At 40.4% G+C, this 16429-nt stretch carries 6 protein-coding genes; 2 read left to right on the top strand and 4 right to left on the bottom strand.

Annotated elements, in window-relative coordinates; all coding sequences use genetic code 11:
- Position 1 precedes the first annotated feature (1 nt).
- Positions 2-7087 carry a type I polyketide synthase gene (locus tag FHT21_RS14015; RefSeq protein ID WP_243853997.1) on the bottom strand — a complete coding sequence of 2362 codons (7086 nt, stop codon included), beginning with the start codon at positions 7085-7087 and terminating at the stop codon, positions 2-4.
- A gap of 697 nt (positions 7088-7784) precedes the next feature.
- Between FHT21_RS14015 and FHT21_RS14010 the strand changes: the two genes are divergently transcribed.
- Both FHT21_RS14010 and FHT21_RS14005 read left to right on the top strand, forming a co-directional pair.
- Complete coding sequence (locus FHT21_RS14010) at positions 7785-9158, top strand: rhamnogalacturonan acetylesterase (protein WP_243853996.1); 1374 nt, start codon at positions 7785-7787, stop codon at positions 9156-9158.
- 10 nt (positions 9159-9168) lie between these two features.
- Positions 9169-11514 carry a glycoside hydrolase family 127 protein gene (locus tag FHT21_RS14005; protein WP_167295257.1) on the top strand — a complete coding sequence of 782 codons (2346 nt, stop codon included), beginning with the start codon at positions 9169-9171 and terminating at the stop codon, positions 11512-11514.
- Between the two features lie 68 nt (positions 11515-11582).
- Here the strand turns inward: FHT21_RS14005 and FHT21_RS14000 are convergent, their stop codons facing one another.
- The 3 genes from FHT21_RS14000 to FHT21_RS13990 all read right to left on the bottom strand — a co-directional run bounded on the left by FHT21_RS14000 (position 11583) and on the right by FHT21_RS13990 (position 16228).
- Positions 11583-12518, bottom strand: a complete 936-nt coding sequence (locus tag FHT21_RS14000; protein WP_167295256.1) for a glycoside hydrolase family 43 protein — start codon at positions 12516-12518, stop codon at positions 11583-11585.
- Positions 12519-12669: 151 nt separating this feature from the next.
- A complete protein-coding gene (locus tag FHT21_RS13995; protein WP_243853995.1) occupies positions 12670-14211 on the bottom strand; it encodes an alpha-L-arabinofuranosidase C-terminal domain-containing protein in 1542 nt (513 codons plus the stop codon).
- 13 nt (positions 14212-14224) lie between these two features.
- Positions 14225-16228 carry an alpha-L-arabinofuranosidase C-terminal domain-containing protein gene (locus FHT21_RS13990; RefSeq protein ID WP_167295255.1) on the bottom strand — a complete coding sequence of 668 codons (2004 nt, stop codon included), beginning with the start codon at positions 16226-16228 and terminating at the stop codon, positions 14225-14227.
- Between the last annotated feature and the right edge of the window lie 201 nt (positions 16229-16429).

The raw sequence follows: 16429 nt of genomic DNA, 5'->3' as shown, positions 1-16429 counted from the left end.
TCTATGTCCAGGTGTTTCCGGCCATAATTAATACCTGGCTTTCTTTACCATATTTAAGTTCGTTCAGGAAAGTTTCCATCCCATCCTGTAAAGGGATCAAGGCAATTCCCCTGCGTTGGTATTCTTTCTCTAATGTTGGCGAAACCATGCCTGCACCTTTCCAAGGGCCCCAGTTAATGGCCATTACCTTTCCCTGAATCTTCTGTTTCAAGGCCCAGGCATATTTATCCATTACACTGTTTGCCGCTGCATAATCGGTTTGCCCGCGGTTTCCATAAACAGAAGCAATGCTCGAGAAAAGGATTACAAATTGGGTTTCTGGCCTTAATTGTTCAGCCAATACCCTTAATGGGGTTACTTTGGTATCGAAAACACGTCCGAATGATTCGGAGGTTTTGCTGCTGAATAGTTTATCTTCCAATAAACCTGCACCGTGTACTACGCCATCTATGCGACCATAATCTTCGTAAACCTGATTGATCAAACGGGTTAAAGCTTCTTCATCTTTAAGGTCTAACGATTCGTAAACTACCGTCGATCCACCTTCTTCTAAAGTTGCAATGCAGCGTAAAATCTGGTTGTTTTTGTAAATCCTATTTGTTTCCTGTTCTATCTCGGCAGGTTTTTTAATCTCACCCTGTTTAATTAAGTACTGCCTAATCTCATCTTTGGTTTTTAACGAGGAGCTGGCTTCATTTGCAGAGGCGATTGGATTTGCAGAACGGCCTACCAGAATGTACCTGCAAGGATAATCTTTTGCGAAATGGATCATCAGTTCGGCGGTTATACCTTGCGCACCACCTAAAACCATCACTACCGCGTCTTTATCCAAATGGATGTGGGCATCCGTTTCGGTACTCAAAGGTTGCGGTACCAGTTCCATAATATGCCTTTTATGGTCATTGTAAATAATCTCTGAAGGTTTATCCGGATTCAGGATTTCGTTTAAGGTAATATTGGTAATTTCATCTGGCGACATTTTGGTTTCGAGACTGATGAAACGGCATTTGGTATGCTCGTATTCGCGGTCTAAACTTTTAAAGAAGCCGGAATAACCTTGATAATTTCTCAAGAAAGAAATATCAGATTGATCGTTAAAATACTGTTTGGTATCTGCAATCAGGTACACCCATTTTACGGTATCAAAATTTAGTTTTTTAATGGTTGCGAAATGATCGAGAATGCCTACTTTTTGCTGTGCTTCGAACATGTTCAAGATGATGAGGCCCTGATAGCCATCCAATGAATCTTCAAAGCTCACCAGATCGGCAATGGCACCATGTTTTTCCAACACTTTCTTGATTTTGATCGCCTGTCCGCCACCATCATCGGTTAAGGCAAAACGCTGGCCTTTTAAAATAGCTGCTTCGGTAATGGTAAGTGCAGCAGGAGTTAGCTCAAATCTTAAACGGGATAATTTTTCTTTAACTGTTTGATCATCGATGCTCTCCTCAATAAGCTTTTTTGCTTCGGTAAGCACCTCCGAGCTTTCTGCTTCAACATCTGCAATCCAGTTAACCAGTGCATTTAAGGTTTTGATAGCGGCCAGTTTTTCCATTAAATCATCAGCTTGGTCGCTCTGTGAGCCAAATCCAATTTTTTCTTTTAAAGAGGCGATAATTTCCATCCGTTTGATCGAATCGATACTTAAATCAGCTTCAAGATCCAAATCCATGCCCAGCATTTCTTTAGGATAACCCGTTTTTTCACTCACCACATCAAGAATGGCCGATTTTAACTGATCTAATGAAAATTTTGTCTGTTCTGACTGGATTGTAGGTGCTACTGCTACGGCAGGTGTACTAACCGCTTTTGGTTGTTCGGTGTTTTCTGTAATCCAGTTTACCAGGCTGCTTAAGGTTTTTAGCCCGGCAAGCTGTTCCATAATTTTATCTTCTGGAAGGTTCAGTTGAGAAAAACCACCCAGTTCGGTACGTAAAGCGCCTATAATTTCGACACGTTTGATCGAATCGATACTTAAGTCGGCTTCAAGATCCATTTCCATACCCAGCATTTCCTGCGGATAGCCGGTTTTATCGCTCACGATCTGCAACAGCACCAATTTTAAATCTTTTTGTGCAGCTACAGGTGTTATTACCTCAATTTGTGGTATTTCCTGTTTTACCGTGATCTGATTTTCGGTACGAAGCGGTTGAGGCACCTGATATGATGTTAAAGGCTGATTAATGATTTGCGTAGACATCGCGGGCGCCTGTCCTAAAAAGGAAAGCATCACATCACGTTGTGCCTGGATCAGCATTTTCATGCTGTGCAGGTACTCCTGCATCATCAAGTCTTTGGATGAGCTATTAACTTGTTGATTTTCAGTTAGTGTAGAGGTGTTATTCATAAGGATAATCGGTTTAGTAATAGGGGATGCACCATTTGCAGGAAGTTTACCTGTTGATGGAACAGCATGCTGACCATTTACATACCAAATGGCAGGACTTTTTTTGTAAATTGAGGGTTCGTCGAGATTGATGATTTTAACTGAGCGCCCTTCGAATAATTTTTCGAGCTTGATTTCGCGACCTGTAGCCATGTAGCCAGCAAGTGTACCCAGTAAATTGCTGAGTTTGTTCTGACCTTGATCTTCGGTATGTAAAATCACTTCGTCTTTGCCGATGCAGGATTTGGTTAATCCGCTTAGCACCTTGCCAGGGCCAACTTCTACGAAAACCCTGGCTCCGGCAGCATACATATCCCTAAGCTCATCAACAAAAAGGACAGGTTTTATTAAATGGTCGGTCAAACGTTCTTTTACAGCGGCAGGTTCAGTTGGGTATTCTTTTGCCGTGGTGTTAGACCATACCGGAATTTTTAGATCATTAAAGTTTACGCCAGAAAGCACTTGTTGGTAAAGCTGTTTCGATTTGGCCACCAATGGACTGTGGAAAGCACAGGCCACTTCAAGCGGGCGGAAAGATATTTTGGCTTCTTTTAGTACTGCTGCTAATTTTCCGATGGCTTCAGTGCTGCCAGCAATTACACATTGGGTTGGTGCATTAAAATTTACCGGATAAACAGAGGCAATATCGCCCAAGTATTGCGCAAGATCTTCCGGTTTTGCACTCACGGCAAGCATGGTACCCGGATCTCCATTTTCAACAGCATTTAAAATGGCTTTTGCCCGTTCTGCACTCAGGTAAACCAAGGCTTCTTCCTCAAAAGCGCCAGCAAAACAAAGTGCTGGTAATTCTCCATAACTGTGGCCGGCAACCATATCAGGCACAATACCCAATGATTTTAAGAAGTTGGCAATGGCCAGATCAACAATACCCAATAGCGGTTGTGCCATGCGGGTATCTTTTATGCGTTCTTTTTGCGCTTTCGCATCTGCATCATTGAATACAGTATTTGGGAAAAGGATTTTTTCATATTCAGGATAAGCTTTCAGTAGTTTTCTCATTTCAGGAAAAACCACAAAAAGATCCCTTGCCATGTTTATCCGCTGGCTTCCCTGCCCCGGGAACATGAAAGCAACCTTGCCATCCTGTTTTTGGGTAAGGTAAGTATCTTTACTTTCTACACCAGATAGAACAAGATCGATTTTCATCACCAGATCCTCGGCGTGGTTGGCAACGATGCTCAATTGAACAGGTTTGGTATCTGCAGTTGCTAAACTATAGGCAATATCTTTCAATTCGATCTGATCGTTCAGTTCTAAGAGATTTTTTACAGAGATTACGCGATTTTTAGCTTCCTCGTAAGTATCTCCCCTGAAAACAAAAAGTTCAGATGGCCACGATTTTAATATCGAATTTTTATCTTCTGTATTTTTTGCGCTTTCTAATACCGCATGGAAATTTGTTCCACCAAAACCAAAGGCACTAACGCCAGCATATCTTTTTTCTTCCATCCATAAACCAGCTTCGGTATGGAAAGCGAAAGGACTGGTTTGTGCATTATAAAAGCTGTTAGGGGTTTTTAAATTAATGGTAGGTGGTTTAATGCCATGGTAAACCGATAATGATGCTTTGATTAATCCCGCAATACCGGCTGCACATTTGGTATGGCCGATCTGCGTTTTTACGGAACCTAAATGCGTTTGTCCGGCGATTGCACCCGATTGATTAAGCATATCGGTTAATGCGCTGATTTCTGTTTTATCGCCTACCACCGTACCTGTACCATGTGCTTCTACCAAACCAATCAAAGAAGGTGTAATCCCAGCCTGACTATAAGCCCTTTCTAATGCATTTACCTGTCCGTTTTTGCGTGGTGCAGTTAAACCAAGGCTTTTGCCATCGCTCGATCCGCCAACACCTTTAATAATAGAATAAATGGTATCACCATCGCGTAAAGCATCATCATATCTTTTTAATACGATCATGGCAATACCTTCGCCGAGGGCAATTCCATCTGCTTCAGCATCAAAAGTGGCGCACCTTCCTTTTTTAGAAAGGGCGTGTGTACTCGAGAACATGAGGTAATCGTTAATACCATTGTGCAAATCCGCTCCTCCGGCCAAAACCATATCCGATTTCTCTAAAAATAACTCTTGGCAGGCCAGATCGATTGCCGCAAGCGAAGAAGCACAGGCCGCATCAACGGTGTAATTTCTGCCGCCCAGGTTTAACCTGTTGGTGATTCTGCCAGAAATTACATTCGCCAAAATACCCGGGAAAGAATCTTCGGTTGTTTTTGGTAAGGCAGCATCTACTTCAGGCGGCATATCACCAAACATCTGCTTGTAATAGCCCCTAAAACTGTAGCTGTTGGCGAGGTCGTTTCCACCTTCGGCACCAATAATTACCGAAACATTTTCATTGTCTACACCACCATCAGCATAACCTGCATGCTGCATGGCCTGTTTGGCCACCATTAAGGTAAGCAGTTGGGTGGGCTCTATAGCTGCAAGCGACTGTGGCGGGATACCAAATTCTAAAGGATCAAAATCTATTCTTGGTATAAAACCACCCCATTTTGAGTGCGACATATCGCCATCAGTAGAATCAGGGTTGTAATACAGTTCTTTATTCCATCTTTCATCTGGTACTTCAGTTACCGAATCCTTGCCCAAAATAATGTTGCGCCAGTATTCTTCGAGGTTTTTAGCCCCAGGGAAGATACAGGCCATACCTACAATGGCCACATCAAGGGCTTCTGCCTTATTAACAGGAGGTGAAGGAAGTGTGGCATTTAAAATGTGCGTATAGTTTTCGTTAGCTACATCCTGATGAAGATCAAGCAATGACATCACCTCTTTATGCATAGGTGCAATCTGGCCGATCATGTACATGCCCAGATCGGTTTGTTCAGCTTCGTCGATTTTTACCAGTTCATCGCCACGTCTTTCTATACCTTTTGCGGCAATACGTAAACGGCCAACATTTAATGTTTCCAGTTTTGCCCAGATTTCTTTTTTATCCATTCCCTCAGCCTGTAACTTCTTTTTTTCTTCGTTAAAGAAAGTGGCAAATGAAGAGTTTAAACACCTGGTTTCATGCCCTGGCGCAGTTTCGAGCAAAACGGTTTCGTTTGCCTGCATAGCCTCCTGCTGGAATTTATCTAAAATGGCACCCGTACTAACAGCTTCTTTGGTGTATAAGTATGCAGTGCCCATTAATACACCAATTTTCATTCCTTTAGCTGCCAAAGGAGCAGCCATTACCGAAATAAATGCAGTAGAAAAAGCATCATGGATACCGCCGGCAAAGAAAACGCTAATATTTTCCGGATTTTCTTCTTTTAACAAACGTTCGATCTGTTTTTCCCACAATACCATGCTAGATAGTGGGCCGACGTGACCACCACATTCGCGACCTTCGAATACAAAGCGTTTAGCACCTTCTTTTAAAAACATATCTAAAAGCGAGGCAGAGGGCACATGGAGAAAGGTTTTGATGCCCGCTTTTTCAAAAGGTTTAGCCTGCGAAGGCCTTCCACCGGCAATTAACAGAACAGGAGGTTTTGCATTTAAGATATATTCCTGTTGTTCATCTCTAAGCTCTTGTGGTGCAAAACCTAAAATACCTACCCCCCAGGTTTTTTCGCCTGCCAATTTTTTAGTTTCATCAATCAGGCCTTTTGCCGATGCTCCTTTTAATAAGGATAAGGCAATAAACGATAAGGCTCCAGCTTCCGAAACGGCATCAGCAAATGGAGCAACATCGCTTACCCTGGTCATAGGGCCCTGCGCAATAGGGTAGGTGATATTTAAATCTTTGGCCAACGAATTGTTCGCCTTTATTACATTGATGGCTTTGGCTTGTTTTAAATGGCCATATATGGCCTCTTTTATTCCAAAAACCAGTTTATCGAGCTTTTTGTATTTAGTTACCAGATCAATCGATAAGGCAATATCCTGACCCATTGGAAGGTAATTGGTTTCCAGATCGTAACCTTTAAAGTACTTTTGAAGATCATTATAATCTATATCTTCTGCCAATGCCGGCGAATTGGGACGGGCCAATATGCGGCAATTATCAATCAGTTTGGTTTCAGTTCCGCTTAACTTACCACAAATAGTTTTTAAATCTTCAGGAGCGGAACATTCTGGAAATAAGGTGAGTTGGCTATCTAAAATGATTCCCGCTGCGCCTTGTGCCATTAAAGCGGCTGCCGTGTGAATACCCACACCCCCCTGAACCCAAACCGGAATGGAAGAAATTTCTTTAATAATCCGCTGAAAAAGAACAAAAGAAGATTCGTATGCTACGCGGCCGGCACCTTCATTTCCTTTTACAATAATTCCATCCGCACCGTTTGCCTGGGCAGCTAATGCCGATTGAAGGTCGTAAACCTGATAGATAATTTTTGCAGTTGTTTTACGTTTCAGTGCGAAATCATAAGGTGCAATAATTAAACTTACTTGTGCTGGAAGATCAATATTTGCTAATTCTGTTGAATTGATGCTTACACCGAAATCTGATATGCCTACTTCTATTAGGGCTTGAAGGGCTTTTTCAGCTTCATTTTTACTATGCCCAAGACTGAGAACCGGAAAGCAATATGCTTTTTGTAAATTGGAAACCAATCTACTGTCAGGGATTTCGAAGGGAGTTACTCCAATAATGGCGTGTTTGTTCATGGCTTTAGATTTTGATTCTAATCTTCTGTTTGGTGGATGATTTAAGTGAGGCATAATGGTTCTTTATGCTCACCGTAATACGCAATAACACAGGTTTTTAGCACTGCAATTAGTGTGTATGATTAATTAGACTAATATACGACTTGGTTAAGTCAAATTGTTTCAAAAATTTATAAATGAATGAACTGAACAAGTGTTTGAAAAGTGCCTTGTTTTTCCATTAAAAAATGAATTTTATGAACAAAATTCTCATTAATATATTTAATTATGCTTCTTAATATGGTTTATTTTAATTTCATATACAAAAGAAGCGGCCTTACATTGGGTTAATATTAATAATGGGTTAATTTATGAATTATTTTTTGTAATTGGTTGATTTATTATGTTTTGTGTTGATATTTTTTGTTTTTTTATTAAAAAAGTGTCAAATTTTAATTCGTTTTGATCTGAAGAATAGCGTTTTTAATATTATCCAATTGTATTTGTTTTTACTGAGGGTTTTTAATTCAAAATCGCCGAAATTTTACTAGTATTCTAAATTACTTTATTGTGTATGTTTAATTAGTAGTAAATATTGTGTGTTTGCTGTTTTTGTGTTGGGGAAGATGGTATTTTAAAATAGAAAATGCTTAAATTTTAAATCAACTGTTCAATATCCTTTAAATGGGAATTGTTTTTATATATTTGTATTATAACCGTCTATATGACGTTTAATTAACCAGATTTCAAATTTTATGAGAAAATGGTCTGAATGAATAAGACTGTTGAAACAGACCGTGCAGCAAATCCAAACTATATGAGCATTCAAAAGTTTATTAAACCATTTATTTTCCTTGGTTTAATGGTCAATCTATCGCAGGCACAGGAAAGAAACAGCTACAAATTCGATTTCGGACCAGGAAAGATTGCCAAAGGCTATATACAGATTTTACCTAACGATGCTTACAGTAAAGAAAAGGGTTATGGTTTCGATTTTGATTCGAAAGTTGAGGGGGTAGATTATGGCGGGAAGAATTTTTTAACATCAGATCTGGTGAAAAGTGATAAACCTTTTTATTTTTCGGTTGCAGTTCCTGAAGGAAATTACAAAATAACAGTTACACTTGGCGATCCGAAAGGCCCTGCGTTAAGCACAGTAAAAGCAGAATCGAGAAGGTTGATGCTCGAAAATGTGAAAACTACTGCAGGGCAATCGCTAACCAAAACATTTATCGTAAACGTTAAAGATAAACACATTGCTGACGGCCAACTGGTTTCGTTAAAACCACGCGAACTTACCAAACTCGATTGGGATGATAAACTGACCCTGGAATTTGACCATCAAACGGCACTACAGGCACTCGAAATTACGAAGGTTGAAGACCAGGTTACTGTTTTCTTAGCCGGGAACTCAACTGTGGTGAACCAGGATGATGAGCCTTGGGCATCGTGGGGGCAAATGATCCCGCGGTTTTTTAAGCCAGGGGTTGCCATTGCCAATCATGCCGAATCGGGCCTAACACTGGGCTCGTTTTTGGGGAGCAAGCGATTAGCGAAGATTTTAAGTGTGATGAAGCCTGGTGATTATCTGTTTATCGAATTTGGACATAACGATCAAAAAGATAAAGGACCAAACGATGGCGCTTATAAATCTTACACCGAAAGGTTAAAAACATTCATTTCGGAAGTGAAGAAAAAAGGCGGAATCCCGGTGGTGGTAACCTCAACCAGCAGAAGATCTTTTGGGCCTGAGGGGAAGATTATAAATTCTCTTGGTGATTTCCCTGCTGCAGCACAAAAGGTAGCCGCCGCAGAGCAAGTGGCTTTAATCGATCTGAATGCCATGACATCGACTTTATTTAATGCTCTGGGTGAAGAAGCATCTAAAAAAGCCTTTGTTCATTACCCAGCAAACAGTTACCCTGGTCAGGATAAAGCTTTGGCCGATAATACGCACTTTAATCCTTATGGCGCTTATGAAATTGCGCAATGTGTTATTTTAGGCATTAAAGAGCAGCAATTGGGAATTGCCAAATATTTGGTAGATGATCTACCAAAATTTGATCCTGCAAAACCAAATAACCCGGCAAATTGGCACTGGCCAGAAAGTCCGAAAAGCAGTGTGGTTAAACCAGATGGTAATTAAAGAGATAGAAATGAAAAAAATAGTTATTGCGGTATTATTTGCAACGGTGTGTGCAGCGGCATTTGGGCAAACCAGTTTGCAGCCATTTAATTTAACAGAAGTTCGATTGCTCGAAGGACCTTTTAAACAGGCTCAGGAAACCGATAAAAAGTATATGCTATCGCTGGATGCGGATAGACTTCTGGCGCCATATTTAAGAGAAGCGGGGCTAAAGCCTAAGGCAGCATCTTACGGAAACTGGGAAAACACAGGTTTAGATGGGCATATCGGCGGACATTATTTATCGGCCCTTGCTTTAATGTATGCTTCTACCGGAGATATAAAAGTAAAAGAGCGGTTAGAATATATGATTGCCGAACTGGGTAAATGTCAGCTTAAAAATGGTGATGGGTATTTGGCGGGGATCCCGGGAGGCAAGGATATCTGGAAAGAGATTAAAGCCGGAAATATAAAATCGTCCAGTTTTTCGCTAAATGGAAAATGGGTGCCCCTTTACAATATCCATAAAATTTATGCCGGGCTTTACGATGCTTACGCAGTTGCAGGCAATGCAAAAGCAAAGCAGATGCTTATTAAACTAACGGATTGGTGTGTAGATCTGGTCTCCAATTTATCCGATCAGCAAATACAGGAATTATTAAAGAGCGAACATGGCGGATTAAATGAAACTTTCGCCCATGTTTACGCGATAACGGGCAACCAAAAGTACCTTCAGTTGGCCAAACGGTTTTCAGATCAATCTATCTTAAAGCCACTATTAAAAAATACGGATGCGCTGAATGGTTTGCACGCAAACACGCAGATTCCTAAGGTGATTGGTTTTGAACAGATTGCCTTGCTGGACAAAGATCCTTCCTGGGCAAATGCAGCTGCTTTCTTTTGGAAAACAGTGGTGGAACATAGAACCGTAGCCATTGGCGGAAATAGCGTTAGAGAACATTTTCATCCAGCCAATGATTTTTCTTCGATGACAGAATCGCGCGAAGGACCTGAAACCTGCAATTCTTACAATATGCTGAAGCTTACTAAACAGTTATTTTTAGCAGCTCCTTCAAACACTTACCTTGATTACTACGAACGTACACTTTATAATCACATCCTTTCTTCGCAAAGGCCAGAAGGTGGTTTTGTATATTTTACACCAATGCGGCCAGGACATTACCGTACCTATTCAAGTCCACAGGAAAGTTTCTGGTGCTGTGTAGGTTCGGGATTGGAGAACCATGGTAAATATGGCGAATTAATTTATGCACACAGTGGAAATGATCTTTATGTAAATCTTTTTATCCCTTCTACTTTAAATTGGAAAGAAAAAGGTATTCAGCTTACACAACAAACGCTTTTTCCTGATGCGGAAAATACGACACTCAAACTTCAATTAAAAAACAAACAGCGTTTTGCTTTACATTTCCGTCAGCCAGCCTGGATAGAAAAGGGAAAAATGACCGTGTTGGTCAATGGAAAAAAGGTAATGGTAAAAAGTGATGAAAACGGTTATGCCAGTATCGACCGTGTTTGGGCTGCTGGCGATGTGCTTAATATTTCATTACAGATGCACACCACTACTGAATTTATGCCTGATGGTTCTGATTGGGTGGCTTTTCTGCATGGCCCAATTGTACTTGCTGCGGCAATGGATACTTTAAGTCAGCCTAATTTAACCGCTGATGGCAGCAGGATGGGGCATATTGCTTCGGGAGCACTGTTCCCGATTAGCGATGCACCACTCGTTACAGGAGCTAAAAATGCCTTAGCAGACGAAATTACATTGATTGATAAAAACAGTTTTACTTTCAATGCTCGAAATGCAATCTATCAACCCAAATACAAATCCTTAAAATTAGTTCCTTTTTACAGCCTGGCCGAAAAGCGCTATGTGGTTTATTTTCCTTACAGTAGTCCTGAAGCATTATCGAAACGTGCGATGGCGATTAAGTTGGCTGAAGAAGAAAATATGAAAATGGAACAGAAAACCATCGATCTGATCAATACCGGAGAACAACAGCCAGAATCGGATCATAATTTTAAAGGTGAGCAAACCGATAATGGAATCTATCAGGAAAGGCATTTTAGAAATGGGAAAGCATGGTTCAGTTATGTGTTAAAGAACAAAGATTTATTGGGCACCAAGCTGAGTTTAACATATTTCGGAAAGGAAAAGAATAAAAACTTCTCGATCCTGATCAATGGCGTTGCTGTTGAAAATGTAAAGTTAGATGGGAGCCAGGGCGATGTTTTTTATACGCAGGAATATCAAATTCCGAAAACGCTGTTAAAAACAGATTTAGAAGTGAAATTCGTTGCCGATCAGGGATCCGCTATAGCCAATATATATGAAGTAAGGTTGCTGAAGTAGATTTATTTTTATGTGGTCTGTGTCCTCACAGACCACGGAGAATCAGGTATTACTTGCTTTCTTAACCCTTATTGCTTTAATAAGGCCTCAAGTTCTTTTTCTTTGATGGTTAATATGGTGCCATGTCTTAAACCTTGTGGCAAGGAGATTTTATCTGAAACATCAGTCCAGTTTTTTAAATCTACAGATTGGATTGCCCCATATTTATGATCGCGGTACTTATCGAAATAAACCATCCAGTTATTGCCGGTTTTTAAGGTTGTTGGTCCCTCAGCCCAGTAATTTCCGGTAATTGGACTTCCTGCCTTACTATAAGGGCCAGTTAACTGATTGGCATAGGCTATTTTGATATTCTTTTGAGCAGGTTCACGGGTTTCGTCTTTTAAAAACATGATAAACTGTTTACCTTCTTTCACAATAGTAGCATCGATAACATTAAAGCCCGGATCGTAGAGCAGTTTAGTTTCAGAAAAGGTTTTGAAATCTTTAGTGGTAACATAATATAAGCGATGGTTGTAGCCGTTTTCTGCTGTCGAAGCTGTTTCGTTAAATTTGCCTGTAATGGTGGTTGCCCAATAAATCATATAGGTTTTGCTACTGCTATCGTAGGTTATTTCGGGAGCCCATGTGTTCCTGGCGCCATCTTCTTTAATCATAACGGGTAAAAACTGTTGTTCGCTCCAGTTAATCAGGTCTTTCGAGCTGGCATAACCAATGCCTTTATCTTTCCAGCTTACTGTCCAAACCATGTGAAATAAGCCATCAGTCCCACGTATAATGCAGGGATCTCTCATTAGCTTATCTTTGCTTACAGTAGGGCTAAGGAACGATTGATCGTTTTTAAGCGCTGTCCAATTGTATGCATCGTTACTATAAGCAAGGTGTAAACCATCCTCACCATTGCCTTTAAAATAAGCAAAGAGATAAACGTCTTTTTTAGACTGTACCTGGGCATTACAGACTGTTGATAACAGTAGTATGGAGAGGTATATTAGTTTTTTCATTGTTTTATTTTTGTTCTACAGCAATTACGAAACCGCCCAAAGGCATCGTGTTAAGGGCTGATTTACAGTTTTTGTATCTGGTTTACTCCTTAACCATTTGAATAGAGAAAGCAATAACCAGCATTATGCTGGTTATTTTGTATTCATGAGTTTATTTTAATTCGAGAACAACAACAGATTGAGCAGGTAATTCTACTTTTAATGAACTGCCTGATTTTCTTGCACCCGTAAAGTTTGCATTGTGCACCTTGTTCAAATCGTTGAACGTGTTTACATCGGTTAGTTTAGCTGAGGTTAAAATCTGTCCTGTAACTGAGCTCCATTTCAAACCATCTAAAACGGTACTTAACGCAATTTTTTTGTTCGGATCTAAATTGACCAAAGAAATATGGATAGCGCCACTGGCATCCTGCGAAGCAGAAACGTTTAAGGCTGGGATTTTTTGATCGCCTACAACATAATCGGGACTGGTAAAGGCAATTGGTAAATATTTGGCATCCTGATGTACTTTGTAGAGATCAAAAACATGATAAGTAGGCGTAAGGATCATTTTGTCCTTTTCAGTTAAGATTAAAGCCTGTAAAACGTTTACTGTTTGCGCCAGATTGGCCATTTTAACGCGATCTGAGTGATTATTAAAGATATTCAAAGTAGTACCTGCAATTAAAGCATCACGTAAACTGTTCTGCTGATATAAGAAACCAGGGTTAGTACCAGGCTCTACATCGGTCCAGATTCCCCATTCGTCAACCACTAAAGCAACCTTCTTTTTAGGATCGTATTTATCCATTATTGCGGCGTGTTTGCTTACCAGTTCTTCCATATGCAAGCAGTTTTTCATGGTCGAAAAGTATTGTGCTTCATCAAATTTCGTAGCTGATCCTTTTTTGCCCCAGTTTCCGGTTGGAAGTGTGTAGTAGTGCAAAGTTAATCCCCACATTTGATCACCAATATTTTTCATACAGGTTTCAGTCCAGTTGTAATCGCTTGAATTAGCTCCACTGGCAATTCTTTTTAGCGGAGCACCCGGATAATTGCGAGCATAAGTGGCATACCTGCGGTATAAATCAGAATAGTAAGCTGGTGTCATGTTGCCACCGCAACCCCAACTTTCGTTACCTACGCCCCAGAAAGAAACTTTCCATGGTTTTTCTCTACCATTTTGGCTGCGGATGGCCGTCATTGGGCTTACCCCATCAAAATTAAGATATTCTACCCATTTGGCCATTTCTTCAACAGTTCCGCTGCCTACATTTCCTGCGATGTAAGGTTCGCAATCGAGCATCTGGCAGAGATCCAAAAACTCGTGTGTACCAAAACTATTGTCTTCAGTTACCCCACCCCAATTGGTATTAACCATTTTTGGGCGCTGGTTTCGAGGGCCGATACCATCTCTCCAATGGTATTCGTCAGCAAAACAGCCACCTGGCCAGCGCAGGTTGGGTACTTTTATCTTTTTTAATGCTTCTACAATATCTAATCTTATTCTTCCTTTATTGGGGATAGTTGAATTCTCGCCTACCCAAAAGCCATCGTAAATACAGCGGCCCAAATGTTCTGAAAAATGACCGTAAATGTGCTTGCTCACCACTTGATCGCCTGCAGGCTTAATGGTTAGCTGGGTTTCATTTTGTGCCTGCACTAAAATAGAACTGCAGAAAAGTGTTGCAGATAAGAGAAGTTTTTTCATCATGATCTCGTTAAATCTATTGGTTAAATGGGATTTTAATAACATTAAAAGAATAAGGCTTTAAAGTGATGTTGAGCTTTTTGCCTTTTAGGTTAACTGTATTTTTTTGTGGGCTTACCGCTTCAGGATTTTCGAAAGAATTGAGCTGATTCAGGTTGCTGTTCGCTATTTCCTCATTGATACCTTTACTTTTTAGTTTTAATTTTCCTTCAAGGTCGAAATCAATGTTTTGTGCCTGATCGGAGTTATTGGCAATTTTAATAATTAGTTCTTTTTTTGTCTGATCAGTTACGGCAGAAGCATAAAGGCCATCCTGACCGGTGATGTTCTTCTCATCAAGCGTAATCGAAACTACATCAGTTCCTTTGTTGGTAGAAAACTGTTTCTGAACATAATAATCTGGTGTGCCATACGATTTTAAATTATCTACCCAGATCATATCGGGTGCCCATTGCCAGGCATCAATATGGGCAAAGAGTGGTGCATAAGAGGCCATTTGTACCACATCTGCGTTGCGTTCAAGTCCAGTCATTAACGAAGCCGATGCCAATGCGCTTTGCCAGTTGTTCTTATTGCTGCCAGTAATATTACCATTGGCATGTACAGCGTATTCGCCTACAAAAACCTTCGAACCGTTGCGTGGGTAATTGTCGTAGCGGCCAGCATTTTTCAAAAACCAATCGGCCGGACGGTAATAATGTTCATCGATAAAATCTGCATTATTGCTTCTTAAAGTAGTATTCAATAAGTTAAAGCGGTCGCCTTGGGGATCGGTACCAGAGCTGTTGATCAGTTTAAAATTAGGATATTTGGCTTTTATGGCTTTAGTGAAAATCGCTAGCCTTTCCAGGTACTGTGGTCCCCAGTTTTCGTTTCCTACACCCATCATTTTTAAATTGAAAGGTTTTGGATGACCAAGATCTGCCCTCATTTTCCCCCATTTGGTTGTTACATCGCCATTGGCAAATTCGATTAAGTCTAAAGCATCCTGTACATAAGGGTCCAGTTCATCAAGTGAGGCTACCTCAGCAGAGTTGTACTGGCAGGCCATACCGCAATTTAATATTGGGAGGGCATCTGAACCTATATCTTCTGCCAGTTGGAAATATTCGAAAAAGCCTAAACCAAAACTCTGGTAATAATCTGGTGCAGCGCGGTTGGCGAATTCCATATTCCAGCGGTTCACAATCAACTGTCTGTTTTCGATCGGGCCAATGGTTTTTTTCCATTGGTACCGGTTGGCGAGATCGGTTCCTTCTACAATACAGCCGCCTGGGAAACGGATAAAACCGGGTTTCATATCGGCCAATAACTGCACCATATCTGCCCTTAATCCTTGCGGACGGTTTTTCCAGGTATCGCCAGGGAAAAGGCTAATCATATCCACATCAATATCTCCATTTCCTTGGAACAGGATAGAGAATTTAGCTTTTGGATCGGTTTCAGTAGCGGTAAAACTTGCAGATTGTTTTTTCCAGTCGCTACCTGTTTGATCAGGGGTTAAACTTCCTTGTCCGATGATTTTATTGTTCGCATCTTTTAACATTAACACCAGTTTTACACCTGGTTTTAATTGGCGGTACATCAATGAAAAATCGTAACGTAATCCTTTTTTTACGCCAATACCTTTAAATCCTTCGTTTACAAGCTCAAAATCGTCGGTTTGTTTTTTTACCTGTAAATATCTGGGATTGGCTGTATTTACCTCTTTACGGTTTACCACCAAAATTTCGCCTTCCTGTTGTTTTTTGCGCTGGATACTCCAGCCCATTAGCGGTTTGGCAAATTCGAAAGAGCGGTTTTTAATCAGCTCAGCATAAATGCCGCCATCGGCACCAAAGTTAATATCCTCGAAAAACACACCCCACATATTGGGTTGCACCTTGGCAATAGTATGGTCTGTTTTAACTTTAATCACTTTTGCAGTTTGTGCCTGCACTTCTGTAATATAGCCAATTCCAATTGAAGCATAGGCTAGGCATGCAGAAAACACACTTTTTACAGGGTAATTTAGTTTCATATGGTTTAATATTTGGAAGATTCTGATGGTAAAAGTAAAATATTTAAAATAATAAACGTCATAAGAACATTTATTTTTTTCTCCTTCAGCCATTTTGTTGATAAATTCTAGAATCTTAGCATTTGAGAAAATAATGTAAGCAAAGGAAATATAGACAGAATTAGTAAAAGGGTTTAGTAAAGTAACTTTTTACTAGATGTT

The organism is Pedobacter sp. SG908 (genome assembly GCF_011759615.1).
Lineage (GTDB): Bacteria > Bacteroidota > Bacteroidia > Sphingobacteriales > Sphingobacteriaceae > Pedobacter > Pedobacter riviphilus.
The sequence above is the reverse complement of the archived record's forward strand: the minus strand, read 5'-3'. Positions and strand labels throughout refer to the sequence as shown.

What these genes read in the sequence shown, in the direction of transcription:
- FHT21_RS14000 (WP_167295256.1), bottom strand. Translation starts at nt 12,518, where the DNA reads ATGAAAAAACTAATATACCTCTCCATACTACTGTTATCAACAGTCTGT.
- FHT21_RS14005 (WP_167295257.1), top strand. Translation starts at nt 9,169, where the DNA reads ATGAAAAAAATAGTTATTGCGGTATTATTTGCAACGGTGTGTGCAGCG.
- FHT21_RS13990 (WP_167295255.1), bottom strand. Translation starts at nt 16,228, where the DNA reads ATGAAACTAAATTACCCTGTAAAAAGTGTGTTTTCTGCATGCCTAGCC.
- FHT21_RS13995 (WP_243853995.1), bottom strand. Translation starts at nt 14,211, where the DNA reads ATGATGAAAAAACTTCTCTTATCTGCAACACTTTTCTGCAGTTCTATT.
- FHT21_RS14015 (WP_243853997.1), bottom strand. Translation starts at nt 7,087, where the DNA reads ATGCCTCACTTAAATCATCCACCAAACAGAAGATTAGAATCAAAATCT.
- FHT21_RS14010 (WP_243853996.1), top strand. Translation starts at nt 7,785, where the DNA reads ATGAATAAGACTGTTGAAACAGACCGTGCAGCAAATCCAAACTATATG.